The sequence below is a fragment of the Pseudomonas sp. 1 R 17 genome, assembly GCF_900067035.1.
GTDB classification, from domain to species: Bacteria; Pseudomonadota; Gammaproteobacteria; order Pseudomonadales; family Pseudomonadaceae; genus Aquipseudomonas; species Aquipseudomonas marginalis.
Genome location: NZ_FKLB01000038.1, coordinates 19,091 through 44,399 on the forward strand (window position 1 = coordinate 19,091; position 25,309 = coordinate 44,399).

The following is a 25,309-nucleotide window of genomic DNA, read 5'->3' on the forward strand; positions in this document are numbered from 1 at the left end:
TCACGCATCTTTTTCAGACCATCGAGAGGCGTGCGGCCCAAACCGCGGGCAGATGGCACGCAGGAAGCCCGGACTAATAAGATGGCATTGAAATCCCCCGCGTTTCGTAGAAAATTTCCGTTGCTGGTAACCGGCAGTCTGCTGGTCATGCAACCCTTCGCCACCTCATTCGTGGTCGCCGCGGAACAGTATGACTGCTCAGTCTCTGCTTCGGGTGCCTGGGACTGCGCGCCGAAGACCGCCGCAGCCCCATTGCCACCGCGCCCGGTGCATGACGGCGCAGCCGTCAGCTCGGCCAACAGCACGGCGCAGGCCGACGCTGGCGGCAGTGCCGAAGCCGAGCCGAAGACCGCACTGGTCACCGAGTCCAAAGGCCGTGGCCTGCGTTCGCGCAGCGCCGACTACAGCCACTTGGACTGGGTGCCTCGCGAAAAGTTGACCGCAGCCCAGCTGGCGGAAACCGGTCCTTACTGCGGCGGCGCGTACATCGAGCCAACTCGTCCTGGCATGAACGACAAGACGAACAAGAGCGATGCGCCCACCTTCATCGGTGCCAAGGCCTCTCGTTACGAGCAGGAACAACAAGTCGCAACCCTGGCCGGTGACGTCGTCATGCGCCAGGGCAGCATGCAGCTGGAGTCGGAAGAAGCCAGCCTGTACCAGGCCGAGAACCGTGGCGAGCTGAACGGTAACGTGCGACTGCGCGACAACGGTGCATTGATCGTCGGCGACCACGCCCAGGTTCAACTGGATACCGGCGCTGCGCAGATCGACAACGCCGAATACGTGCTGCACAAGTCGCGTATCCGCGGTAACGCGCTGTATGCCAAGCGCGCCGAAAACGCGATCATCCGCCTCAAGGATGGTACGTACACCACCTGCGAGCCGGACAGCAATGCCTGGCAGCTCAGGGGCAACAACATCACGTTGAACCCGGCCACCGGTTTCGGTACGGCCACCAACGCGACGCTGCGGATCAAGAACATTCCGATCCTGTACACCCCTTACATCTACTTCCCGATCGACGACCGTCGTCAGTCCGGCTTCCTGCCACCGAGCTTCAGCACCGGCGGCGAAACCGGCTTTACCCTGGTCACGCCGTACTACTTCAACCTGGCGCCAAACTACGACGCCACGTTGTACCCGCAATACATGACCAAGCGCGGCATGATGATGGAAGGCGAATTCCGCTACCTCACCAAGTCCAGCGAAGGCCAGTTCGGCGGCGCGTACCTGAACGACGACAACGACGAACGCAAGAAGCAGACCGACTACGAAAAAACCCGCTACATGCTCAATTGGCAGCACAAGGGCGGGCTGGATTCGCGTGTACTGACCCAGGTCGACTACACCACGATCAGTGACCCTTACTACTTCCAGGACCTCAAGTCCTACCAGGAAGGTGTCGAGAGCCGCGACTACGTCAACCAGCAGGGCTCCGTGGCTTATCGCGGTGACACCTTCCAGGCACGCCTGAACCTGCAGGCTTACCAGTTGGCAACGATCTCCCAGGTCACGCCGTATAACCGCCTGCCGCAGATCACCTTCAACGGTACCCTGCCTTATCATCCGGGTGGCTTGAACTTCAGTTATGAGACCGAAGCCGTACGCTTTGATCGCGACCTGGAAAACGGCAATTTCAGCAATGAGAACGGGGACATCGAGCGCCGCCTCGACACTTATGTCCGCGGTCTTACCCGTGCCAATGGCACGCGCCTGAACGTAGCGCCGGCTGTCGAGTACCCGATGAACTGGACCTACGGCTTTGTAACGCCGAAGCTCAAGTACGTGTACACCAAGTACGATCTGGACCTGGATAACATCGGCAAGAACCAGATCATTGCTGATCAGAATGCGGCAACCGCAGCCAACCCGTACGCGGGCGGCACCTTCAAGAGCTCCCAGGACCGTGCGGTTCCGGTGGCCAGCGTCGACAGCGGCCTGTACTTCGATCGCAACACCAACTGGTTCGGCAAGGATTATCGCCAGACCCTCGAGCCGCGCGCGTTCTACCTGTACGTGCCGAACAAGGACCAGGCCGATATCCCGGTCTTCGACACCAGCGAATACTCGTTCAGCTACGCGTCCCTGTTCCGCGACAACCGCTTCAGCGGCTCCGACCGTATCGGCGACGAGAACAAGCTGTCCCTGGGCTTGACCAGCCGGTGGATCGAAGAAAACGGTTTCGAGCGTCAACGCGTATCCGTGGGGCAGGCTGTGTACTTCAAGGATCGTGAAGTACAACTGCCTGGCATCCTGGCGGCCGACCGTGCCGATGCACAGTCCGACGTATCGCCCGTTGCCCTGGACTACGAGTTCCGCTTCAACCGCGACTGGCGCGCCACTGCCGACTACAACTGGGACACCGAGGAGCACAGCCCTCGTTCCGGTAGCGCGATGCTTCACTACCAGCCGGAAGACAACCCGAACAAGATCATCAACGTCGGTTATCGCTATCGTAACGACCAGGTCGTCTACAACCAGTTGACCGGCAAATGGCAGTTCGGTGGCGACTACGGTCAACCAGGCGATCCGAACTACGTGAAGGATTACTACAAAATCCAACAACACGACTTCTCGATGATGTGGCCGATCATTCCCCAGTGGAACCTGATCACCCGCTGGCAGTATGACTACGCTCGCAACCGTACCCTGGAAGCCTTCGGTGGTTTCGAATACGACAACTGCTGCTGGAAACTGCGCGTCATCAACCGTTACTGGGTTTCCAACGACGAATACAGCCAGATCGCCCCGCTTAACGAAAAGGGTGACCACGGGCTCTTCCTGCAGATCGTCCTCAAAGGACTCGGCGGCCTGACCGGCGCCAAGGTAGAGAGCTTCCTCGACAAAGGCATTGAAGGTTATCGTGAACGTGAAGACCAAGCTTTCTGATTGTCTGCGCCCGCTAGTGCTGGGCGCGCTGTTCCTGGGCACCGTATCGGCTCACGCTGCGGTTCAGCAACTGGATAAAGTAGTGGCCATCGTCGATAACGACGTGATCATGCAAAGCCAACTGGACCAGCGCGTCAAGGAAGTGCAGCAAACCATCGCCAAGCGTGGCGGTGGCGTGCCACCGACCAGCGTGCTGGACCAGCAGGTACTGGAACGCCTGATCGTCGAAAACCTGCAACTGCAGATCGGCGAGCGTTCCGGCATCCGCATTTCGGACGAAGAACTGAACCAGGCGGTCGGCACCATCGCTCAGCGCAACAACATGAGCATTGATCAATTCCGCGCGGCCCTGGCCCACGATGGTCTTTCGTATGAAGACGCCCGTGACCAGATCCGCCGCGAAATGATCATCAGCCGTGTGCGCCAGCGTCGCGTTGCCGAGCGGGTCCAGGTATCCGAGCAGGAAGTGAAGAACTTCCTGGCCTCGGACCTGGGCAAGATGCAGCTTTCCGAAGAACTGCACCTGGCCAATATCCTGATTCCGACGCCGGACAGTGCCAACTCCGAGCAACTGAATGCGGCAGCGGCGAAAACCCAGGCTATCTATGATCGCCTGAAAGCCGGCGCTGACTTTGCCCAGATGGCCATTGCCCAGTCCGGCAGCGACAACGCCCTTGAAGGTGGTGATATGGGCTGGCGTAAAGCTGCTCAACTGCCACCTCCGTTCGACCGTGAACTGAGTGCCATGGAAGTGGGTGGCATCACCCAGCCAGCCCGCACCCCAGGCGGCTTCATCATCCTGAAGTTGCTGGAACGTCGCGGTGGCGAGACCTCGCTGAAAGACGAAGTGCATGTTCGTCATATCCTGGTCAAACCAAGCGAAATCCGCACCGAGGCCCAAACCAAGGAACTGGCCCAGAAGATCTATGACCGCATCGAAAGCGGTGAAGACTTCGCCACCCTGGCCAAGAGCTTCTCGGAAGACCCAGGTTCCGCCCTCAACGGCGGCGACCTGAACTGGATCGACCCGAAAGCCCTGGTGCCTGAGTTCCAGCAGGTAATGGCCGATACTCCGCAAGGCGTACTGTCCAAGCCGTTCAAGACCCAATATGGCTGGCATGTACTGGAAGTCCTTGGTCGTCGCGCCACCGACAACACCAGCCAGGCCCGCGAGCAGCAGGCGTTGAACGTACTGCGTAACCGCAAATACGACGAAGAGCTGCAAACCTGGCTGCGTCAGATCCGTGACGAAGCCTACGTGGAAAACAAGCTGCCAGGCGCCGAGCAAACAGGCACCGACCAGGCAGCTCCGTGAAACCCCAGCGTTTCGCCGTGACACCCGGCGAGCCGGCCGGCATTGGTCCAGACCTGTGCCTGCTGCTCGCCTCGCACCCCCAGCCGCACCCCCTGATTGCCATTACCAGCCGCGACCTGCTCCTTGAGCGGGCCGCGCAGCTGGGTGTGGTCGTCAGTCTGCTGGACGTGGCACCGGGCAACTGGCCCGACCTGCCGGCGCCCGCCGGCAGCTTGTATGTGTGGAACACCCCGCTGCAAGCCAAGGTCGTTGCCGGTCAACTCGACAAGGCCAATGCGGCGTTCGTCCTGGAAACCCTGACCCGCGCGGGGCAAGGCTGCATCGACGGCGACTTCGCCGGCATGATCACCGCGCCGGTCCACAAGGGCGTGATCAACGAATCGGGCATTGCGTTTTCCGGCCACACCGAGTTCCTGGCCGAGCTGACCAACACCGCTCAAGTCGTCATGATGCTGGCCACACGCGGCCTGCGGGTCGCCCTGGTGACCACGCACCTGCCATTGCGCGACATTGCCGACGCCATCACCGCCGAGCGTGTGGAGCGCGTTACGCGCATCCTGCATGCCGACCTGCAACAAAAATTCGGCATCGCCCAACCGCGCATCCTGGTCTGCGGGCTCAACCCCCACGCCGGCGAAGGCGGACACTTGGGCCATGAAGAAATCGACATCATTGAACCAACCCTGGAGCGTCTGCGCCTGGAAGGCATGGACCTGCGTGGCCCACTGCCAGCAGACACTCTGTTTACCCCCAAATATCTGGAGCACTGCGACGCAGTGCTGGCGATGTACCATGACCAGGGGCTGCCCGTGCTGAAGTACAAAGGCTTCGGCGCCGCAGTCAACGTGACACTGGGCCTGCCGATCATCCGCACCTCCGTCGACCATGGCACCGCCCTGGACCTGGCAGGCAGCGGCAAGATCGATACCGGCAGCCTGCACGTGGCCCTGGAAACCGCCTATCAGATGGCCGAGACCCGTATATGACCGAGCATTACCAACACCGGGCGCGCAAGCGCTTCGGGCAAAACTTCCTGCACGACGCAGGCGTGATCGACCGTATCCTGCGCTCCATCCATGCCAAGCCAGAAGACCGCCTGCTGGAAATCGGCCCGGGCCAGGGCGCGCTGACCCAAGGCTTGCTCGCCAGTGGCGGCCAACTGGACGTGGTGGAACTGGACAAGGACCTGATCCCGATCCTCAACCAGCAGTTCGCCGGCAAGCCCAACTTCAACCTGCATCAGGGCGATGCACTGAAGTTCGACTTCAATACCCTCAACGCCGCGCCTAATAGCCTGCGTGTGGTGGGTAACCTGCCGTACAACATCTCCACACCGCTGATTTTCCACCTGCTGAACAACGCCGGGATCATCCGCGACATGCACTTCATGCTGCAAAAAGAAGTGGTGGAACGCCTGGCTGCCGGCCCTGGTGGTGGTGATTGGGGCCGATTGTCGATCATGGTTCAGTACCACTGCCGCGTCGAACACCTGTTCAATGTCGGCCCGGGCGCATTCAACCCGCCGCCGAAGGTCGATTCGGCCATCGTGCGCCTGGTGCCTCACGCCGTGCTGCCACACCCGGCCAAGGATCACAAATTGCTGGAACGCGTGGTGCGTGAGGCGTTCAACCAGCGCCGCAAGACCCTGCGCAACACACTCAAAGCCCTGCTGAGCAACGCCGAGATCGAAGCAGCCGGCGTCGACGGCAGCCTGCGCCCCGAGCAACTGGACCTCGCCGCGTTCGTGCGCCTGGCCGACCAACTTGCCATCCAGCCTGCGCCAGTCGCCGACTGAACCCCCCAGGCATGGCCAGACACATGTCTGGCCTAGTGCCCACCTCTTGGCCTAGACTGATCCGCATCTGCTGTCCTCCGCTTTTGCTTTTAAGGCCTCTTGCATGTCCGATCCTCGCTACCAGATCGACGTCAGCGTCGTCACCCGCTTCCTCGCGGACCAATCGCAACCTGAACAGAACCGCTTCGCCTTTGCCTACACCATCACGGTGAAAAACAACGGGCAGGTGCCGGCCAAGCTGCTGTCACGCCACTGGGTGATCACCGACGGTGACGGTCAGGTCGAGGAAGTTCGCGGCGCAGGCGTTGTCGGCCAGCAACCGTTGATCGACATTGGCGCCAGCCACACTTACAGCAGCGGCACGGTAATGACCTCCAAGGTCGGCACCATGCAAGGCTCGTATCAGATGAAAGCCACTGATGGCAAACTGTTCGACGCCATCATCAAGCCTTTCCGCCTCGCCGTACCAGGCGCCCTGCACTGATGGCAACGTACGCGGTCGGCGACCTGCAAGGCTGTCTGGAGCCTCTCAAGTGCCTGCTTGAACGGGTGGCCTTCGACCCGGCCAACGATCGCCTGTGGCTGGTCGGCGACCTGGTCAATCGCGGCCCCGAGTCCCTGGAAACGCTACGTTACCTGTATAGCCTGCGGGATTCCCTGGTGTGCGTACTGGGCAACCATGACCTGCACCTGCTGGCGGCCGGCAATAACATCGAGCGCCTGAAAAAGGGCGATACCCTGCGCGAAATCCTCGAAGCGCCAGATCGCGCACAACTGCTTGACTGGCTGCGTCGGCAAAAGATCATGCATTACGACGAAAGCCGCAATATGGCCTTGGTCCATGCCGGTATCCCGCCGCAGTGGACGCTGAAAAAAGCCCTCAAGTGCGCCGCCGAAGTCGAAAACGCCCTGTCCGATAACAGCCTGTACACCGCCTACCTCGACGGCATGTATGGCAACGAGCCAGTGAAGTGGGACAACGACCTTACCGGCGTCGCCCGCCTGCGGGTGATTACCAACTATTTCACACGCATGCGCTTCTGCACCGCCGAGGGCAAGCTGGACCTCAAGAGCAAGGAAGGCGCCGACACGGCACTGCCCGGCTACAAACCATGGTTTGCCCACAAGGAACGCAAGACCCGCGACACCAGGATCATCTTTGGTCACTGGGCCGCCCTTGAAGGCAAGTGCGACGAACCTGGCGTGTTTGCCCTCGACACCGGCTGCGTGTGGGGCGGCGCCATGACCCTGATGAACATCGACACCGGCGAGCGCCACGGCTGCCAGTGCCAACCCACTCTTCCCGTTACCCTGCCGGCTGCAGCCAAGCCATAGGAGCCCGCCATGAGCGAATTCAAACGTATCCCTCCCGAACAAGCCCAGGCCCTGCGCGAGCAAGGTGCAGTGGTGGTCGATATCCGCGACCAGCCTACTTACGCCGCCGCCCATATCGCTGGCGCCCAGCATCTGGACAACGTCAACATCGCTGATTTCATCCGTGCCGCCGACCTTGATGCACCGCTGATCGTGGCCTGCTACCACGGCAATTCCAGCCAGAGCGCAGCCGCCTACCTGGTCAGCCAGGGCTTCTCCGACGTCTACAGCCTGGACGGCGGCTTTGAGCTGTGGCGTACGACGTATCCTGCAGAAATTGCCTCCGGCGATTCGCAATAATTTTTTTCACACCCCGCTACCCCGCGTGACGCTTGGGCTCGCGCCGTTTCTGACGAACGGCGCAGCCAAACTAATTGCTCATCATCCCTTGCCCTCTCCGATTCCGACTATCCTTAAGCGCAGGCCATCCGAATCAGGGGAGAGCCGGTACACCGGCGTACGGGTCATCGGTAGCGTTTCAGGGTGTTCTGGGGGGAAAACAGCCATTGGCGTTCGCCAATGACTGCCAGCATCGACTGATAGATCCGGCGTCGGCTCCACGTATCGAGCGAGGTGACGACGTCATGAGTATTTTCAGCCACTTCCAACAACGCTTCGCGTCCACACAGCAGGAAGAACTCACGCTGCAAGAGTATCTCGAGCTGTGCAAGCAGGACCGCAGCACCTACGCATCTGCCGCCGAACGCCTGTTATTGGCGATCGGCGAGCCGGAGCTGGTGGAAACCGCCAATAATTCGCGCCTGTCGCGAATATTTTCCAACAAGGTGATCCGCCGCTATCCGGCCTTTGAAGACTTCCATGGGATGGAAGAATGCATCGACCAGATCGTCTCCTACTTCCGCCACGCCGCCCAAGGCCTGGAAGAGAAGAAACAGATCCTCTACCTGCTCGGCCCCGTTGGCGGTGGTAAATCGTCCCTCGCCGAAAAACTCAAGCAACTGATCGAGAAGGTGCCCTTCTACGCCATCAAGGGCTCGCCGGTCTTCGAATCGCCCCTGGGCCTGTTCAACGCCACGGAAGATGGCGCGATCCTCGAAGAAGACTTCGGTATCCCACGACGCTACCTCAACACCATCATGTCGCCCTGGGCCACCAAGCGCCTGGCCGAGTTCGGCGGCGACATCAGCCAGTTCCGCGTGGTGAAACTCTACCCGTCGATCCTCAACCAGATCGGCGTGGCCAAGACCGAACCGGGCGATGAGAACAACCAGGACATCTCGGCGCTGGTGGGCAAGGTCGATATCCGCAAGCTGGAGGAATTCCCGCAGAACGACGCCGACGCCTACAGCTACTCGGGCGCGTTGTGCCGGGCCAACCAGGGCCTGATGGAATTCGTGGAAATGTTCAAGGCGCCGATCAAGGTGCTGCACCCACTGCTCACCGCCACCCAGGAAGGCAACTACAACAGTACCGAAGGCCTGGGCGCGATTCCGTTCACCGGGATCCTGCTGGCCCACTCCAACGAATCGGAATGGCACACCTTCCGCAACAACAAGAACAATGAAGCCTTCATCGACCGGATCTACATCGTCAAGGTGCCGTACTGCCTGCGGGTCAGCGATGAAATCAAGATCTACGACAAGCTGCTGTTCAACAGCTCCCTGGCCAAGGCCCACTGCGCACCCGACACACTGAAGATGCTCGCCCAGTTCACCGTGCTGTCGCGTCTCAAGGAGCCGGAAAACTCGAATATCTATTCGAAGATGCGCGTGTACGACGGCGAGAACCTCAAGGACACCGATCCCAAGGCCAAGTCGATCCAGGAATATCGCGACACAGCGGGCGTGGATGAAGGCATGAACGGCCTGTCGACGCGCTTTGCGTTCAAGATCCTGTCCAAGGTCTTCAATTTCGACCCCCATGAGATCGCCGCCAACCCGGTGCACCTGCTGTATGTGCTGGAGCAGCAGATCGAACAGGAACAATTCCAGGCCGAAACCCGCGAACGCTACCTGCGCTTCCTCAAGGAATACCTCGCGCCGCGCTACATCGAGTTTATCGGCAAGGAAATTCAGACCGCGTACCTGGAGTCCTACAGCGAGTACGGCCAGAACATCTTCGACCGCTACGTGCTGTATGCGGACTTCTGGATCCAGGACCAGGAATACCGCGACCCGGAAACCGGCGAAATCCTCAACCGCGTAGCCCTCAACGAAGAATTGGAGAAGATCGAGAAACCCGCCGGCATCAGCAATCCGAAGGATTTCCGCAACGAAATCGTCAACTTCGTACTGCGTGCCCGCGCCAACAACAACGGCAAGAACCCTACCTGGCTCAGCTACGAGAAGCTGCGGGTGGTCATCGAGAAGAAAATGTTCTCCAACACCGAGGATCTGCTGCCGGTCATCAGCTTCAATGCCAAGGCCAGCAAGGAGGACCAGCAAAAACACAACGACTTCGTCACACGAATGGTCGAGCGCGGCTACACCGACAAACAGGTACGACTGCTCTCCGAGTGGTACCTGCGGGTACGCAAATCGCAGTAAGGCAGCGATGGGCGTCAACTGCCAGGTCATGGGCCTGGCAGTTGACCGCTTGTCTCTAAGCTTCCAGCTCGCCGCTTGAAGCTTGTAACGTGAAGCTGCCCGGAGGGCTCCTCATGAGCTATGTGATCGACCGACGCCTTAATGGCAAGAACAAGAGCACGGTAAACCGCCAGCGTTTCCTGCGGCGTTACCGTGACCACATCAAAAAGGCCGTTGAAGAGGCCGTCAGCCGCCGCTCCATTACAGACATGGAGCATGGCGAACAAATCAGCATTCCCGGACGCGACATCGACGAACCGGTGCTGCACCACGGCCGGGGCGGCAAGCAGACCGTCGTACACCCCGGCAATAAAGAGTTCACCACCGGCGAGCATATCCAGCGCCCGCAGGGCGGTGGCGGTGGCAAAGGCCCGGGCAAGGCCGGTAACTCCGGCGAAGGCATGGACGAGTTCGTGTTCCAGATCACCCAGGAAGAATTCCTCGAGTTCATGTTCGAAGACCTGGAACTGCCCAACCTGGTGAAGCGTAACCTGACCGGCACCGATACCTTCAAGACCGTACGCGCCGGGATCAGCAACGAAGGCAACCCCTCTCGAATCAACATCATCCGCACGCTGCGCTCGGCCCATGCACGGCGTATCGCCCTGTCGGGCAGCAGCCGCGCCAAATTGAGGACGGCAAAGGAAGAGTTGGCGCGTTTAAAGCGCGAAGAGCCAGACAACTTCGGCGATATCCAGGAAATCGAGGCGGAAATAGAGAAACTCAGCGCGCGTATCCACCGCGTGCCGTTCCTCGATACCTTTGACCTCAAGTACAACCTGCTGGTCAAGCAGCCCAACCCCAGCTCAAAAGCCGTGATGTTCTGCCTGATGGACGTGTCAGGCTCAATGACCCAGGCGACCAAGGACATCGCCAAGCGTTTCTTTATCCTGCTGTACCTGTTCCTGAAGCGGAACTACGACAAGATCGACGTGGTGTTCATCCGCCATCACACCAGCGCACGGGAAGTGGATGAGGAGGAGTTCTTCTACTCGAGGGAAACCGGCGGCACCATCGTGTCCAGCGCCTTGAAGCTGATGCAGGAGATCATGGCCGAGCGCTACCCGGCCAACGAGTGGAATATCTACGCGGCCCAGGCCTCCGACGGCGACAACTGGAACGACGATTCGCCGATCTGTCGCGACATCCTGATCAACCACATCATGCCGTTTGTGCAGTACTACACTTACGTCGAAATCACCCCCCGTGAGCACCAGGCCCTGTGGTTTGAATACGAGCGCATCGGCGAAGCCTTTGCCGACACGTTCGCCCAGCAGCAACTGGTCTCGGCCGGCGATATCTATCCGGTCTTCCGTGAACTCTTCCAGCGCAGGTTAGTGACATGACCGCCAAAAAAGAGACTAAGCGCCAACCCATTTCCACCGGCTCCGAGTGGACCTTTGAACTGATCCAGGCCTATGACCGGGAAATCAGCCGCATCGCGGCGGGTTATGCCCTGGACACCTACCCCAACCAGATCGAAGTGATCACGGCCGAACAGATGATGGATGCCTATGCTTCCGTCGGCATGCCCCTGGGTTACCACCACTGGTCGTACGGCAAACACTTCCTCAGTACCGAAAAGTCGTACACCCGGGGGCAGATGGGGCTGGCCTACGAGATCGTGATCAACTCCGACCCGTGCATCGCCTACCTGATGGAAGAAAACACCATCTGCATGCAGGCGCTGGTGGTGGCCCATGCCTGCTATGGGCACAACAGCTTCTTCAAGGGCAACTACCTGTTCCGCACCTGGACCGACGCCAGCTCGATCATCGATTACCTGGTGTTTGCCAAGCAGTACATCATGCAGTGCGAGGAGCGCCACGGTATCGACGCCGTGGAGGACTTGCTCGACTCCTGCCATGCCCTGATGAACTATGGCGTCGACCGCTACAAGCGCCCGTACCCTATTTCTGCCGAGGAAGAGCGCCTGCGCCAGAAGGAGCGCGAAGAGCACCTGCAGAAGCAGATCAACGACCTGTGGCGCACCATTCCCAAACGCGCCGGCAAGAACAGCGACAAGGACAACGCGCGATTCCCCTCCGAACCACAGGAAAACATCCTGTACTTCCTGGAAAAGCACGCACCGCTGCTGGAGCCGTGGCAACGGGAAATCGTGCGTATCGTACGCAAGATCGCCCAGTACTTTTACCCACAGCGCCAGACCCAGGTGATGAACGAAGGTTGGGCGACGTTCTGGCACTACACGCTGATGAACGACCTGTACGACGAAGGCCTGGTCACCGACGGCTTCATGATGGAGTTCCTGACGTCCCACACCAGCGTGGTGTTCCAACCCGGCTTCGACAGCCCGTATTACAGCGGGATCAACCCTTACGCGCTGGGTTTTGCCATGTACCGCGATATTCGGCGCATGTGCGAACACCCCACCGATGAGGACCGCCGCTGGTTCCCGGAAATCGCCGGCAGTGACTGGCTGTCGACGATCAAGTTCGCCATGAGCAGCTTCAAGGATGAGAGCTTTATCCTGCAGTACCTCTCACCCCAGGTGATCCGCGACCTCAAACTGTTCAGCATCCTGGATGATGACCTCAAGGATGACCTGGTGGTGCCGGCCATCCACGATGAACCCGGCTACCGCACCATCCGTGAAACCCTGGCGGCGCAATACAACCTGGGCAACCGTGAGCCCAACGTGCAGATCTACAGCATCGATGTGCGCGGCGACCGCTCGCTGACCCTGCGCCACCAGCAGCACGACCGCAAACCCCTGGGCGAATCCACCGAAGAAGTGCTCAAGCACCTGCATCGGCTCTGGGGCTTCGACATCCACCTGGAAACCCTGCAGGGCGACCAAGTGATGAAGACCCACCATGTACCACCGCGCAACGATCACAACGACAACGACTACGGCCGCCTGGACCTGGCCGTCGTTCATCTCTGAAACAGCAAAGCCTCCATTGGCCAGGCACAGGCGGTATCCTGTGCCGCTAATGGAGGCTTTTTCATGAAAATCTACAAAGTCGGCGGCGCCGTGCGTGACCGCCTGCTGGGCATCAAGGTCACCGATGTCGACCGCGTGGTCGTCGGCGCGAGCACCGAAGAGATGCTCGCCAAGGGCTTCAAGCCAGTGGGTTCGGACTTCCCGGTGTTCCTCGATCCAAAAAACGGCGACGAGTACGCCCTCGCCCGTACCGAACGCAAGAGTGGTCGGGGTTACGGTGGTTTTGTGTTTCACGCCAGCCCCGAGGTGACGCTGGAAGAAGACCTGATCCGTCGCGACCTGACCATCAACGCCATGGCCGAAGACGACGACGGTAACTTGACTGATCCGTATCACGGCCAGCGCGACCTTGAGTCCCGCATACTTCGTCACGTTTCCCCCGCATTCGCCGAAGATCCACTCAGAGTTCTGCGTGTCGCCCGTTTTGCCGCGCGCTACGCACACCTGGGTTTTACGGTAGCACCGGAGACACTGGAGCTGATGCGTCAACTCAGCGAGTCCGGTGAATTGGAAGCCCTGACCCCGGAGCGCAGCTGGAAAGAAATCTCCAGGGCGTTGATGGAAGATCAGCCCCAGGTGTTTATCCAGGTACTTCGGGACTGTAATGCGCTGAAGATCTTGATGCCGGAAGTGGACGCACTCTTTGGCGTGCCACAACCCGAGGCCCATCACCCCGAGATCGACACGGGTGTGCACACCTTGAGCGTGCTGGAACAAGCTGCCGAGCACAAACAGCCCCTGACCGTACGCTGGGCCTGCCTGCTGCATGACCTGGGCAAGGGCCTGACGCCTGTGGATAAGTTACCGCAGCACATCGCTCATGAGCATCGAGGCTTGAAGCTGATCAAGGCCGTCAATGAGCGCTTCAAAGTGCCAAGGGATTGCCAGGAATTGGCGCTGTTGGTGGGCCAGTATCACACCCACGGTCATCGCGCGCTGGAGGTGAAAGCCTCGACGTTGCTGGAGTTGCTGCAAAGTTTTGACGTATACCGCAGGCCACAGCGCTTTGAGGAGTTTGTGGTCGCCTGCGAAATGGATGCCCGGGGCCGCAAGGGGCTGGAGCGAAGAAGTTATCCACAGGCGGATTACTTACGCGGCGCGGCGAAAGCAGCGCGCGAGGTTGCAGTTGCGCCACTGCTTGAGCGGGGATTCAAGGGGCCGGAGTTGGGCGAGGCGCTCAAGCGTGAACGACTCAGGGCACTCAAAGCCTACAAGGAACTACACAAACCCTTGTAGGAGCGAGTCCGGGGTGAGTTGCTGGCCCTGCCATTCAAACCCGACAGGCGCCAGCACCTGATCAATCTGAGCATCACGCCACAACGCAGCCATCGTCTTGCCCGCTTCAGGGTGCACCCGGTCCGGCGCCATCATCGACAGCGGCCACAGCACAAAGGCATTTTTCAGGATCTCCGCCCGCGGCAGGATCAAACCATCGAAGTCACCCACCAACTCGCCGTACAGCAGCACGTCGATATCCAGCGGCAGGCCTTTGCGATCCGGCGCATAGCGGCCATTATCAGCCTCGATGGATTTCAACCGACGATCCAACTCCATCAATGACAGGTCGGTATAGGCCGACACCACCAGATTGAAGAATGGCCCGCTTTTGATGCCCACCGGCTGGCTCTCGAACACCGCCGAGCAGCGCATATCCGTAAGGAAACTCGCCAACGCGTCGAGACCGGCGCGCAGGTGGGGCTCGCGCTCGATATTACTACCGAGGCCAAGGTAAACCTGAGTCAGCGACATCCGCGCTCAATCTCCACGCCTACACCCTTGGCAGCCGGCACTGCGCCGGGCTTGGTCAGCTTGAGGTGCAGCCAGGGAATCTGGAACTCGCTCATCAGCACTTCGGCCAGGCGTTCGGCAAAGGTCTCGACCAGCTGGTACTGGGACTGCTCGGCAAAGGCCTGGATCCGCGCGGACACACTGGCGTAATCCAGTGCCAGGGCCAGGTCGTCGCCAGCCGCAGCCGGGCGGTTATCCCAAGCGAAGCTCAGGTCCAGGCGCAGGCATTGACGGATCCCGCGCTCCCAGTCGTAGGCCCCGATCACGGTGTCGACTTCCAGGCCTTCGATAAACACTCTGTCCAAGCTCTTCTCCGCAGCACGACAAGGGCGCGATGCCCCGTTAGAATCAGGGCATCCTCGCCCGGAATAGTTAGCATGTTTTGGTCACTGGCGATTCTCGCCTACCTGCTCGGCTCGCTGTCCTTCGCCATTTTGCTCAGCCGCCTGACGGGAAATCCCGACCCGCGAATGAGTGGTTCAGGCAATGCCGGCGCCACCAATATGTTGCGCCTGGCCGGCAAGAAGCTCGCCGTACTGACGCTGCTGGGCGACGTATGCAAGGGCCTGTTGCCCGTACTGATCGCCAGCCTCGCCGGCCTGACCCTGCAGCAGCAGGCCTGGGTGGGCGTGTGCGCCGTCCTCGGCCATCTGTTTCCCCTATACTTCCGTTTTCGCGGTGGTAAAGGTGTCGCCACGGCAGCCGGCATGCTGCTGGGGATCTACCCGCCGGCGGCGTTGCTGGCCGTGCTCGCCTGGCTGCTGACGTTCTACCTGACCCGCACCAGCTCGCTGGCAGCTCTGATCGCCACACCGCTCACCCTGCCGTTGCTGGCCTGGCAGGAACCGGCGGCGCTGCTGCCGATGAGCGTGCTGACACTGCTGATCGTCTGGCGACACCGGGGCAATCTACGCGACCTGTTTGCCGGGCGCGAACGGCATTTTTAAATACCGCCAATGAGCCCGACTCACGTTGCCCCCTTACAAGGGCGGCAGTTGCTCCATCGGCCAGCGCGCCTGCACGCTGATCGCCAGGCTTTCGTGCTGCCCCGCCTGCAGGCGCTGACAACCGGCATAGGCGATCATCGCGCCGTTGTCGGTGCAGAACTCAGGGCGGGCGTAGAACACATCACCCTTCATATCACCAAGCATCTTTTCCAATGAACTGCGCAACGCCTTGTTGGCGCTGACGCCACCGGCGATCACCAGGCGCTTCATGCCGGCCTGTTTCAGGGCACGCTTGCACTTGATGGTCAAAGTCTCCACCACGGCCTGCTGGAACGCCAGCGCGATGTCGCAACGGGCTTGCTCACTGTCGTCCCCGGCGCTGACACTGTGCTGCCAGGTATTCAACGCGGAGGTTTTCAAGCCGCTGAAGCTGAACATCAGACCAGGGCGATCGCACATCGGGCGCGGGAAGGTGTAGCGACCGACAACGCCTTTTTCGGCCAGGCGGGCGATTTCCGGCCCACCCGGGTAATTGAGGCCCATCATCTTCGCGGTCTTGTCGAAAGCTTCGCCGGCGGCGTCGTCCAAGGACTCGCCCAACAGCGTGTATTGACCGATTCCGTCGACCTGGACCAGCTGCGTATGCCCGCCCGAAACCAACAAAGCGACGAACGGGAACTGCGGCGGGTTTTCTTCCAGCATCGGCGCCAGTAAATGGCCTTCCATATGGTGCACGCCGAGGGCCGGAATGCCCCAGGCAAAAGCCAGCGCCTGGGCACAAGAGGCGCCAACCAGAAGGGCTCCGACCAATCCAGGGCCCGCCGTATAGGCAATCGCATCGATCTCGGTCGGCACGCAACCGGCCTCGTCCAACACCTGGCGAATCAACGGCAGCATACGTTTGACGTGATCACGACTGGCCAGCTCCGGCACAACGCCGCCATAGGCCCGATGCAAGTCGATCTGACTGAACAGTGCATCGGCCAAGAGCCCGCGTTCACTGTCGTAAAGTGCGACACCGGTTTCGTCGCAGGAGGTTTCAAGTCCCAGTACTAGCATGGGTTTGCGCCTTGTAGAGGCTGAATTCGAAGGCGCGCATAATAGTCGCCACTCCCCCTCCCGACTAGCGGTTTTCGATCAGAGGCTTTGCATTCCTGCCAATGAGGGGTTAACATCCGCAACCCTTAAAAACCGACGACCTCAGCCGCGAATTTTTTGCGACGAGAACGTTGATTCCCGGTAATGAAAGAAGGTAGCTCTGGATGCCAGCCGTCAAAGTAAAAGAGAACGAACCCTTCGACGTAGCTCTGCGTCGTTTCAAGCGCTCCTGCGAAAAAGCCGGTGTTCTGGCTGAAGTTCGTAGCCGCGAATTTTATGAGAAGCCAACTTCTGAGCGTAAGCGTAAAGCAGCAGCCGCTGTTAAGCGTCACGCCAAGAAAGTTCAGCGCGAACAGCGCCGCGCCGTTCGTCTGTACTAATACACAGACGTTCGTAGCAAGCTTCTGCCAAGCCCGGCCCTCAGCCGGGCTGTTGGCATTTGCGGATATCGCTTGATGCTTCATCGTTGACGCCGCACACGCGACTGATACACCTGCTTCAAACGTCAGGACTGGCTCTTTTGCCAGCGGTGCACGTCTCTTCTGACGAGCCTAACAAGGCTACTGACGAGCACACTCATTTTATAAGCAGGCGATCAACTGTATCGGCTGTGCCCAGCGACGAGCATCCGAGGCCACGATTGGCCGGCGCCGGACTCGAGGGCAACATTTCCAGGCCGACACACTGATTGAAACTAACGTCAGTGAATGTTCGGCAGATACACTTCCTGACAGCCCAAGCAGACGATTGATGGTCAAGCCATTCGATACGTGCGCTTGAGCACTTCACGGGCACTCATTTACACGCAGTGATGACGAGAACGCCATGGCCGGGCTGATTCCCCAGAGCTTTATTGACGACCTTCTGAACCGCACCGACATTGTCGATGTTGTCAGCTCGCGCCTGCAATTGAAGAAGGCCGGCAAAAACTACACAGCCTGCTGCCCGTTCCACAAGGAAAAAACCCCGTCATTCAGCGTCAGCCCCGACAAGCAGTTCTACTACTGCTTCGGCTGCGGCGCAGGCGGCAACGCCCTCGGCTTCCTGATGGACCACGACAACCTGGACTTCCCCCAGGCGATCGAGGACCTGGCGAAAGCCGCCGGCATGGAAGTCCCCCGCGAAGAAAGTGGCCGCCCGCATAAACCACGGCAACCCACCGACTCGCCTCTGTACCCGCTGCTGACTGCCGCTGCCGACTTCTACCGTCAGGCCCTTAAAAGCCATCCACAGCGCAAGGCCGCCGTCGACTACCTGAAGGGGCGCGGCCTGACCGGCGAAATCGCCCGCGACTTCGGCCTCGGCTTTGCTCCACCTGGCTGGGACAACCTGTACAAACACCTGAGCAGCGATACCCTGCAGCAAAAAGCCATGATCGACGCCGGCCTCCTGGTTGAGAACGCCGAGACCGGCAAGCGCTACGACCGCTTCCGCGACCGCGTAATGTTCCCGATCCGCGACAGCCGTGGCCGCATCATCGCCTTCGGCGGCCGAGTGCTGGGGGATGACAAGCCCAAGTACCTGAACTCCCCGGAAACCCCGGTATTCCACAAGGGCCAGGAACTCTACGGCCTGTTCGAAGCGCGCAAGAACAATCGAAACCTCGATGAAATCATCGTGGTCGAAGGCTATATGGACGTGATCGCCCTGGCCCAGCAAGGTTTGCGCAACGCCGTGGCCACCCTCGGCACCGCCACCAGCGAAGAACACTTGAAGCGCCTGTTTCGCGTCGTGCCAAGCGTGCTGTTCTGCTTCGACGGCGACCAGGCCGGCCGCAACGCCGCCTGGCGCGCGCTCGAAGCCACCCTGTCGAGCCTGCAGGATGGGCGCCGCGCGCGCTTCCTGTTCCTGCCCGAAGGGGAAGACCCGGATACCCTGGTGCGCTCCGAAGGCACCGACGCATTCCGCGCCCGCATCAATCAACATGCGCAGCCGTTGGCGGATTATTTCTTCCAGCAACTGACCGAAGAAGCCGACCCACGCTCCCTCGAAGGCAAGGCCCATATGGCCACCCTCGCGGCACCCTTGATCGACAAGGTTCCAGGGGCGAACCTGCGCACCCTGATGCGCCAACGCCTGCTGGAAATTACAGGACTGAGTGGCGAGGCCGTCAGCCAGCTGGTGCACAGCGCGCCGCAGGACGCGCCGCCTGCCTACGACCCAGGCATGGATTATGACGCCATGCCGGACTATGCCGACTTCCATCAACCCCAGGAGGCGTATGCCCCCCAGCAGGAATGGACGCCGAAGAAGCCCGGTGCCGGCGGCAAGAAATGGGACAAGAAACCCTGGAGCAAAAACGGCAAGCGCGGTGATCGCGATGAAGCCTACGCACCTCGCACGCCGGTCGCCGTAGAAGCGCCCACATTGATTGCCCTGCGCACGCTTATCCACCACCCGCAATTAGCGAGCAAGGTTGAAAGCGCCGACCATTTTGCCAACGCGAGCAATACCTACGCTCAGGTGCTGATCGCACTGATCGAGGCCGTGCAGAAAAATCCTAAGCTAAACTCCATTCAGCTGATGGCTCGCTGGCATGGCACGGAACAGGGTCGTTTGTTGAAGGCACTCGCGGAAAAGGAGTGGCTAATTGACGGCGATAACCTTGAACAACAGTTTTTAGACACCATTACTAGGTTATCCGCGGGTCAGCACACGCAGACCCTCGATGAACTCATCAAGAGAGCAAGACAGCCGGGATTATCGGCTGAAGAGCAAATTCAGATAGCAAAACAGATGCGCGACCTCTTAAAACAGAATGTTTCCGCATCAAACCCGACCTCAGCTGGCGTGTGAGGTCATAGCTCGGGTATAATCCTCGGCTTGTTTTTTGCCCGCCAAGACCTTCAGTGGATAGGGTGTTATGTCCGGAAAAGCGCAACAGCAGTCTCGTATCAAAGAGTTGATCACCCTTGGTCGTGAGCAGAAGTATCTGACTTACGCAGAGGTCAACGATCACCTGCCTGAGGATATTTCAGATCCAGAGCAGGTGGAAGACATCATCCGCATGATTAATGACATGGGGATCCCCGTACACGAGAGTGCTCCGGATGCGGACGCCCTTATGTTGGCCGACGCCGATACCGACGAGGCAGCCGCTGAAGAAGCCGCTGCCGCGTTGGCCGCGGTGGAGACCGACATCGGTCGCACGACTGACCCTGTGCGCATGTATATGCGTGAAATGGGTACCGTCGAGTTGCTGACGCGCGAAGGCGAGATCGAAATCGCCAAGCGTATCGAAGAGGGTATCCGTGAAGTGATGGGCGCAATCGCGCACTTCCCTGGCACGGTTGACCACATTCTCTCCGAGTACACTCGCGTCACCACCGAAGGTGGCCGCCTGTCCGACGTCCTGAGCGGTTATATCGACCCGGACGACGGCATCGCGCCGCCTGCTGCCGAAGTACCGCCGCCTGTCGATGCCAAAGCCGCGAAAGCGGACGATGACACCGAAGACGACGAGGCTGAAGCCAGCACTGACGACGAAGACGAAGTCGAAAGCGGCCCAGACCCGATCATTGCTGCCCAGCGTTTCGGCGCGGTTTCCGATCAAATGGAAATCACCCGCAAGGCCCTGAAAAAGCACGGTCGCTCCAACAAGCTGGCAATTGCCGAGCTGCTGGCGCTGGCTGAGCTGTTCATGCCGATCAAGCTGGTCCCGAAGCAATTCGAAGGCCTGGTTGAACGCGTTCGTAGCGCCCTTGAGCGTCTGCGTGCACAAGAGCGCGCGATCATGCAGCTCTGTGTCCGTGATGCGCGCATGCCGCGTACCGACTTCCTGCGCCAGTTCCCGGGCCACGAAGTTGACGAAAGCTGGAGCGACGCCCTGGCCAAAGGCAAGGCGAAGTACGCTGAAGCCATTGGTCGCCTGCAGCCGGACATCATCCGTTGCCAGCAGAAGCTGACCGCGCTTGAGACCGAAACAGGTCTGACGATTGCCGAGATCAAGGACATCAACCGTCGCATGTCGATCGGTGAGGCCAAGGCCCGCCGCGCGAAGAAAGAGATGGTTGAAGCGAACTTGCGTCTGGTGATCTCCATCGCCAAGAAGTACACCAACCGTGGCCTGCAATTCCTCGATCTGATCCAGGAAGGCAACATCGGCTTGATGAAGGCTGTGGACAAGTTCGAATACCGTCGCGGCTACAAGTTCTCGACTTATGCCACCTGGTGGATCCGTCAGGCGATCACTCGCTCGATCGCCGACCAGGCCCGCACCATCCGTATTCCGGTGCACATGATCGAGACGATCAACAAGCTCAACCGTATTTCCCGGCAGATGTTGCAGGAAATGGGTCGCGAACCGACCCCGGAAGAGCTGGGCGAACGCATGGAAATGCCTGAGGATAAAATCCGCAAGGTATTGAAGATCGCTAAAGAGCCGATCTCCATGGAAACCCCGATCGGTGATGACGAAGACTCCCACCTGGGTGACTTCATCGAAGACTCGACCATGCAGTCGCCAATCGATGTCGCCACTGTTGAGAGCCTTAAAGAAGCGACCCGCGACGTACTGTCCGGCCTCACTGCCCGTGAAGCCAAGGTACTGCGCATGCGTTTCGGCATCGACATGAATACCGACCACACCCTTGAGGAAGTCGGTAAGCAGTTTGACGTGACCCGCGAGCGGATCCGCCAGATCGAAGCCAAGGCGTTGCGCAAGTTGCGCCACCCGACGCGGAGCGAGCATCTGCGCTCCTTCCTCGACGAGTGACACCAGAACCCCCGGCCCAGGCCGGGGGTTTTGCTTTGTACAGATAAAATCCCGCGCAAATCCCCTCCCCCGCAATGCCCGTCTACACTCGAAACATTCCCCGTGCCATAACGAGACCGTTATGCCCAGATTGCCGACTGTGTTACTGCTGTCGCTGCTGACCTGGACCGCAACGGCTGGCGCGTTGACTCTTAGCGATGATGAGCGTGGCTGGCTGGCGGACCATCAGGAGTTGCGCGTGGGGGTGGACGCCTCCTGGCCACCTTTCGAATACCGTGATGAAGAGGGCCGCTACCAAGGCCTGGCGGCGGACTACGTACGCCTGATCCAGGAACGCCTGGGGGTCAGGATCAAACTGATTGAGCCGGTCAATTGGAGTGCCTTGCTGGAGCGGGCACGCCACAACCAACTCGACCTGCTGCCGGGCATCATGTCTACCCCCGAGCGCCAGGACTTCATGGCATTCACACGCCCTTACCTGGACTTTCCCATTGTCATCCTTGCCCATGAAGGCGGCGCCCGACCACGCAACCTCAATGACCTTTATGGGCTGAAGATTGCTGTGGTGGAAAATTATGCCCCCCATGAACTGCTACGCACCCACCATCCAGACCTCAACCTGGTGGCCCTGCCCAATGTCAGTTCGACGCTGCAGGCGTTGGCCACCGACGAAGTCGACGCCGTGGTGGGCGACCTCGCGTCAAGCGTCTGGAGTCTGCGCCAGCTCAAGCTCGATGGCCTGTACGTAAGTGGTGAAACGCCGTACCGCTATCAATTGGCGATGGGTGTACCACGGGACAACAAAATACTGGTGGGCATCCTGGACAAGGTTCTCGCTGACCTCAGCCCGGCCGAAACCGAAGCCATCCAGCAACACTGGGTGGGCAGCCTCACCAACCATCGTACGTTCTGGACCGACCTGCTGATGTACGGCCTGCCCGCCGTGCTGTTGTTGAGCACCGTATTGGCCATCGTCATTCGGATCAATCGCCGGCTGAGTTCGGAAATTTCCCGCCGCGTCGCCCTCGAACAGGAACTACGCAGCAGCGAATACCACTATCGCGGCCTGGTGGAGAGCCTGTCTGCCATCGCCTGGGAAGCCAGCGTTAGCGATTTCACCTACAGCTATGTGTCACCCCACGCCGAGGATCTGCTCGGTTACCCGCGCGCCCATTGGCTGATTCCGGGCTTCTGGCGCAATATCATTCACCCCGCCGACCTCATCCGCGCCGAAGCCTATTGCTACCGGGAAACCCGCGCCAACCGCGACCACAGCATCGACTATCGGGTGATCACGGCGGACGGCCGCTGCCTTTGGGTGCGTGACATTGTGAGCCTGATCGAACACGGCCATGAGCCAGTGTTGCGGGGCTTGATGATCGACATCAGCGAAGCCAAACGTACTGAAGAGGCGCTGCAGCTTTCCGAGCAAAAGTTTGCTTCCGTGTTTCAGCAATGCCCGGACATCCTGGTGATCGCGCGACTGTCCGATGGCTGCCTGCTTGAGGTCAACAAAGCATTTGAGGACCAAGTGGGCCTGAAAGCCGCGCAGGTGATCGGAAAAACCGCGACCGCCCTGAATATCTGGGGCATCCCCGGTATCGGCCCCGATCTGTTGAAACGCGTGCAAACCACCAGCATTCGCAACCTGGAAATGCCCTTTCTGCGCAGCAATGGCCAGGCCTTTATCGGGCTGATTTCCGCCGAGCCGTTTCAACTCGACACCACTGAAGCCATTGTGGTGGTGGTCCGCGACATCACCCAGCTCAAGGAAACCCAGCAACAACTGCAAATCTCCGAAGAGAAATTCGCCAAGGCCTTCCACGCCTCTCCCGATGGCTTGCTGCTGAGCCGCCAGCGGGATGGCCTGCTGATTGAAGTGAACGATGGTTTCAGTCGCATCACCGGCTTCAACAGCACGACATCCCTCGACCAATCGACCCTTGACCTGGGCATCTGGGTCGATCTTAACGAACGCAAGCACATGCTGGAGTTGATGCATCAAGATGGATACGTGCGTGACTTCATCTGCCATATACGCCGCAGCGACGGGCAGATCCGGCTGTGCGAAGTCTCCAGCCGACCACTGCCAATTGCCGGTGAAGACTGCATGCTCACCATCGCCCGGGACATCACCGAGCGCCAGCTGATGCAGGAAAAACTGCAACAGGCCGCCACGGTATTCGAGAGTACCGCCGAGGGCGTATTGATCACCGACACGCGCCAGAACATCAGCGCCGTCAACCGCGCCTTCAGCGAGATCACCGGCTACAGCGAAGCCGAAGCCCTTGGCCAGACACCGCGCCTGCTCGCCTCCGGCCTGCATGACAGTGCCTTCTACGCCGCCATGTGGCACCAGTTGACGGCCCAAGGTCATTGGCAGGGCGAAATCTCCAACCGCCGCAAGAACGGCGAGTTGTACCCCAGCTGGCTGACCATCAGCGCCGTGCGCAACCGCGACCAGTTGATCACGCATTTTGTCGCGGTGTTTGCCGACATCTCCAGCCTCAAGCTGGCCCAGGCGCGCCTCGACTATCAGGCGCACCACGACCCGCTGACCGGCCTGCCGAACCGCACACTGTTTGAAAGTCGGCTGCAGGCGGCCCTCAACGGCCATCAGGAAACCGGCAAACAAGGCGCGGTGCTGTTTCTCGACCTGGATCGTTTCAAACACATCAATGACAGCCTCGGCCACCCGATCGGCGACCTGCTGCTCAAAGACATCGCCGTACGCCTCAAGGAGCAACTGCGTGACATCGACACCGTCGCGCGCCTGGGCGGCGATGAATTCATCATCCTGCTGCCCGGCCTGCAACACGCCAGCGACGCCGAGCAACTGGCCAATAAGCTGCTGGCCTGCTTCACCCCACCGTTTCAGGCCGGCGAACACGAGTTCTTCATCAGCGCCAGCATCGGCACCAGCCTGTACCCCCAGGACGGCACCGACGTGGCCACCCTGGTCAAGAACGCCGACGCCGCGATGTACCGCTCCAAGGCCAAGGGGCGTAACCGGGTCGAAAGTTACACCCGCGACCTGACAGCTCAGGCCAACGAGCGCGTGGCACTGGAGCACGAACTGCGGCGAGCCATCGAACGTGATGAGTTGGTCCTGTATTACCAGCCAAAACTGAGCCTGCTGACACAAGAATTGATCGGCGCCGAAGCCTTGATCCGCTGGCACCACCCCACCTTTGGCGACGTCTCGCCCGAACACTTCATTGCCCTGGCCGAAGAGAACGGCATGATCCTGCAGATTGGCGACTGGGTGCTGGAGCACGCCTGCCTGCAAATGCACACCTGGCAAAGCACTTTCGATGGTTTTGGCCCGCTATCGGTCAACCTCGCCGGCGCGCAACTGCGCCACCCTGGTTTACTGGCTCGTATCGAACAGCTACTGCGCGACTACAGCCTCGAACCGGGCTGCCTGCAACTGGAGATCACTGAAAACTTCATCATGAGCCAGGCCGAAGAAGCGCTGGCAGTCCTGCACCAACTCAAGCGCCTGGGCGTACAGCTGGCGATCGACGATTTCGGCACCGGCTATTCGTCCCTCAGCTATCTCAAGCGCCTGCCCCTGGATTTCCTGAAGATCGACCAGTCCTTCGTCCGCGGCCTGCCTGACGACCCCCACGACGTCGCCATCGTGCGCGCCATCATCGCCCTGGGCCACAGCATGCAATTCACCATCATCGCAGAAGGCGTGGAGAACCCCGCACAGCAAGCCTTCCTGGCCGCTGAAGGCTGCGAACAGATGCAGGGCTACATCGTCAGCCTGCCGCTACCGCCCGAGCTTTTTGCGGCTACCTTCCTTCGCAGGAGCATTGAGGATTTTTCGGATAGCACAGTGGAGAAACCATCGTTATAATCCGCGA

General features: G+C 60.0%; 19 protein-coding genes. 16 read left to right on the forward strand and 3 right to left on the reverse strand.

What is annotated here, in order from left to right:
- The first annotated feature begins 81 nt into the window (after positions 1–81).
- The 11 genes from BFP99_RS13635 to BFP99_RS13685 all read left to right on the forward strand — a co-directional run bounded on the left by BFP99_RS13635 (position 82) and on the right by BFP99_RS13685 (position 14,126).
- Positions 82–2,892 carry an LPS-assembly protein LptD gene (locus BFP99_RS13635; protein WP_065947456.1) on the forward strand — a complete coding sequence of 937 codons (2,811 nt, stop codon included), beginning with the start codon at positions 82–84 and terminating at the stop codon, positions 2,890–2,892.
- Positions 2,867–4,207, forward strand: a complete 1,341-nt coding sequence (locus BFP99_RS13640; RefSeq protein WP_027605910.1) for a peptidylprolyl isomerase — start codon at positions 2,867–2,869, stop codon at positions 4,205–4,207. Before BFP99_RS13635 ends, BFP99_RS13640 begins: the two co-directional genes overlap by 26 nt.
- Positions 4,204–5,193, forward strand: a complete 990-nt coding sequence (gene pdxA, locus BFP99_RS13645) for a 4-hydroxythreonine-4-phosphate dehydrogenase PdxA (protein ID WP_065947457.1) — start codon at positions 4,204–4,206, stop codon at positions 5,191–5,193. Before BFP99_RS13640 ends, pdxA begins: the two co-directional genes overlap by 4 nt.
- Complete coding sequence (rsmA, locus tag BFP99_RS13650; protein WP_065925389.1) at positions 5,190–6,002, forward strand: 16S rRNA (adenine(1518)-N(6)/adenine(1519)-N(6))-dimethyltransferase RsmA; 813 nt, start codon at positions 5,190–5,192, stop codon at positions 6,000–6,002. The genes pdxA and rsmA overlap by 4 nt, the downstream gene beginning before the upstream one ends.
- Before the next feature lie 103 nt (positions 6,003–6,105).
- Complete coding sequence (gene apaG, locus BFP99_RS13655; protein ID WP_027605913.1) at positions 6,106–6,486, forward strand: Co2+/Mg2+ efflux protein ApaG; 381 nt, start codon at positions 6,106–6,108, stop codon at positions 6,484–6,486.
- Positions 6,486–7,337, forward strand: coding sequence for a symmetrical bis(5'-nucleosyl)-tetraphosphatase (locus BFP99_RS13660; protein WP_065947458.1), 852 nt, complete (start codon positions 6,486–6,488; stop codon positions 7,335–7,337). The genes apaG and BFP99_RS13660 overlap by 1 nt, the downstream gene beginning before the upstream one ends.
- Positions 7,338–7,346: 9 nt before the next feature.
- Positions 7,347–7,676 carry a thiosulfate sulfurtransferase GlpE gene (gene glpE, locus BFP99_RS13665; protein WP_065925391.1) on the forward strand — a complete coding sequence of 110 codons (330 nt, stop codon included), beginning with the start codon at positions 7,347–7,349 and terminating at the stop codon, positions 7,674–7,676.
- A gap of 284 nt (positions 7,677–7,960) precedes the next feature.
- Entirely contained in the window at positions 7,961–9,883 is a 1,923-nt protein-coding gene (locus BFP99_RS13670; RefSeq protein WP_003194732.1) for a PrkA family serine protein kinase, read from the forward strand.
- A 113-nt stretch (positions 9,884–9,996) separates the two neighbouring features.
- Positions 9,997–11,268 carry a YeaH/YhbH family protein gene (locus BFP99_RS13675; protein ID WP_065925392.1) on the forward strand — a complete coding sequence of 424 codons (1,272 nt, stop codon included), beginning with the start codon at positions 9,997–9,999 and terminating at the stop codon, positions 11,266–11,268.
- A complete protein-coding gene (locus tag BFP99_RS13680; protein ID WP_065925393.1) occupies positions 11,265–12,830 on the forward strand; it encodes a SpoVR family protein in 1,566 nt (521 codons plus the stop codon). The genes BFP99_RS13675 and BFP99_RS13680 overlap by 4 nt, the downstream gene beginning before the upstream one ends.
- A 63-nt stretch (positions 12,831–12,893) precedes the next feature.
- Positions 12,894–14,126 (forward strand): multifunctional CCA addition/repair protein, encoded by a 1,233-nt coding sequence (locus tag BFP99_RS13685; protein WP_065947459.1) that lies wholly within the window; start codon positions 12,894–12,896, stop codon positions 14,124–14,126.
- Here BFP99_RS13685 and folK read toward each other — a convergent pair.
- Positions 14,109–14,639: a 2-amino-4-hydroxy-6-hydroxymethyldihydropteridine diphosphokinase gene (gene folK, locus BFP99_RS13690; protein ID WP_027605919.1), complete on the reverse strand. Its 531-nt coding sequence runs from the start codon at positions 14,637–14,639 to the stop codon at positions 14,109–14,111. The genes BFP99_RS13685 and folK overlap by 18 nt on opposite strands.
- Positions 14,630–14,983, reverse strand: coding sequence for a dihydroneopterin aldolase (gene folB, locus BFP99_RS13695; RefSeq protein ID WP_046069798.1), 354 nt, complete (start codon positions 14,981–14,983; stop codon positions 14,630–14,632). Before folB ends, folK begins: the two co-directional genes overlap by 10 nt.
- 72 nt (positions 14,984–15,055) lie before the next feature.
- Here folB and plsY point away from each other — a divergent pair, with 72 nt between their 5' ends.
- Complete coding sequence (plsY, locus tag BFP99_RS13700) at positions 15,056–15,625, forward strand: glycerol-3-phosphate 1-O-acyltransferase PlsY (RefSeq protein WP_065925396.1); 570 nt, start codon at positions 15,056–15,058, stop codon at positions 15,623–15,625.
- Positions 15,626–15,658: 33 nt separating this feature from the next.
- On the opposite strand, the gene tsaD is transcribed toward plsY, so the two are convergent.
- A complete protein-coding gene (gene tsaD / locus BFP99_RS13705; RefSeq protein WP_027605922.1) occupies positions 15,659–16,684 on the reverse strand; it encodes a tRNA (adenosine(37)-N6)-threonylcarbamoyltransferase complex transferase subunit TsaD in 1,026 nt (341 codons plus the stop codon).
- A 203-nt stretch (positions 16,685–16,887) separates the two neighbouring features.
- Here tsaD and rpsU point away from each other — a divergent pair, with 203 nt between their 5' ends.
- The 4 genes from rpsU to BFP99_RS13725 all read left to right on the forward strand — a co-directional run bounded on the left by rpsU (position 16,888) and on the right by BFP99_RS13725 (position 25,302).
- Positions 16,888–17,103: a 30S ribosomal protein S21 gene (gene rpsU / locus BFP99_RS31960; protein WP_002551877.1), complete on the forward strand. Its 216-nt coding sequence runs from the start codon at positions 16,888–16,890 to the stop codon at positions 17,101–17,103.
- Between the two features lie 445 nt (positions 17,104–17,548).
- Positions 17,549–19,519, forward strand: a complete 1,971-nt coding sequence (dnaG, locus tag BFP99_RS13715) for a DNA primase (RefSeq protein ID WP_027605924.1) — start codon at positions 17,549–17,551, stop codon at positions 19,517–19,519.
- Between the two features lie 67 nt (positions 19,520–19,586).
- Positions 19,587–21,437, forward strand: coding sequence for an RNA polymerase sigma factor RpoD (gene rpoD / locus BFP99_RS13720; RefSeq protein WP_065925398.1), 1,851 nt, complete (start codon positions 19,587–19,589; stop codon positions 21,435–21,437).
- A gap of 121 nt (positions 21,438–21,558) precedes the next feature.
- A complete protein-coding gene (locus tag BFP99_RS13725) occupies positions 21,559–25,302 on the forward strand; it encodes a bifunctional diguanylate cyclase/phosphodiesterase (protein WP_065947460.1) in 3,744 nt (1,247 codons plus the stop codon).
- The last annotated feature ends 7 nt before the right edge of the window (positions 25,303–25,309 follow it).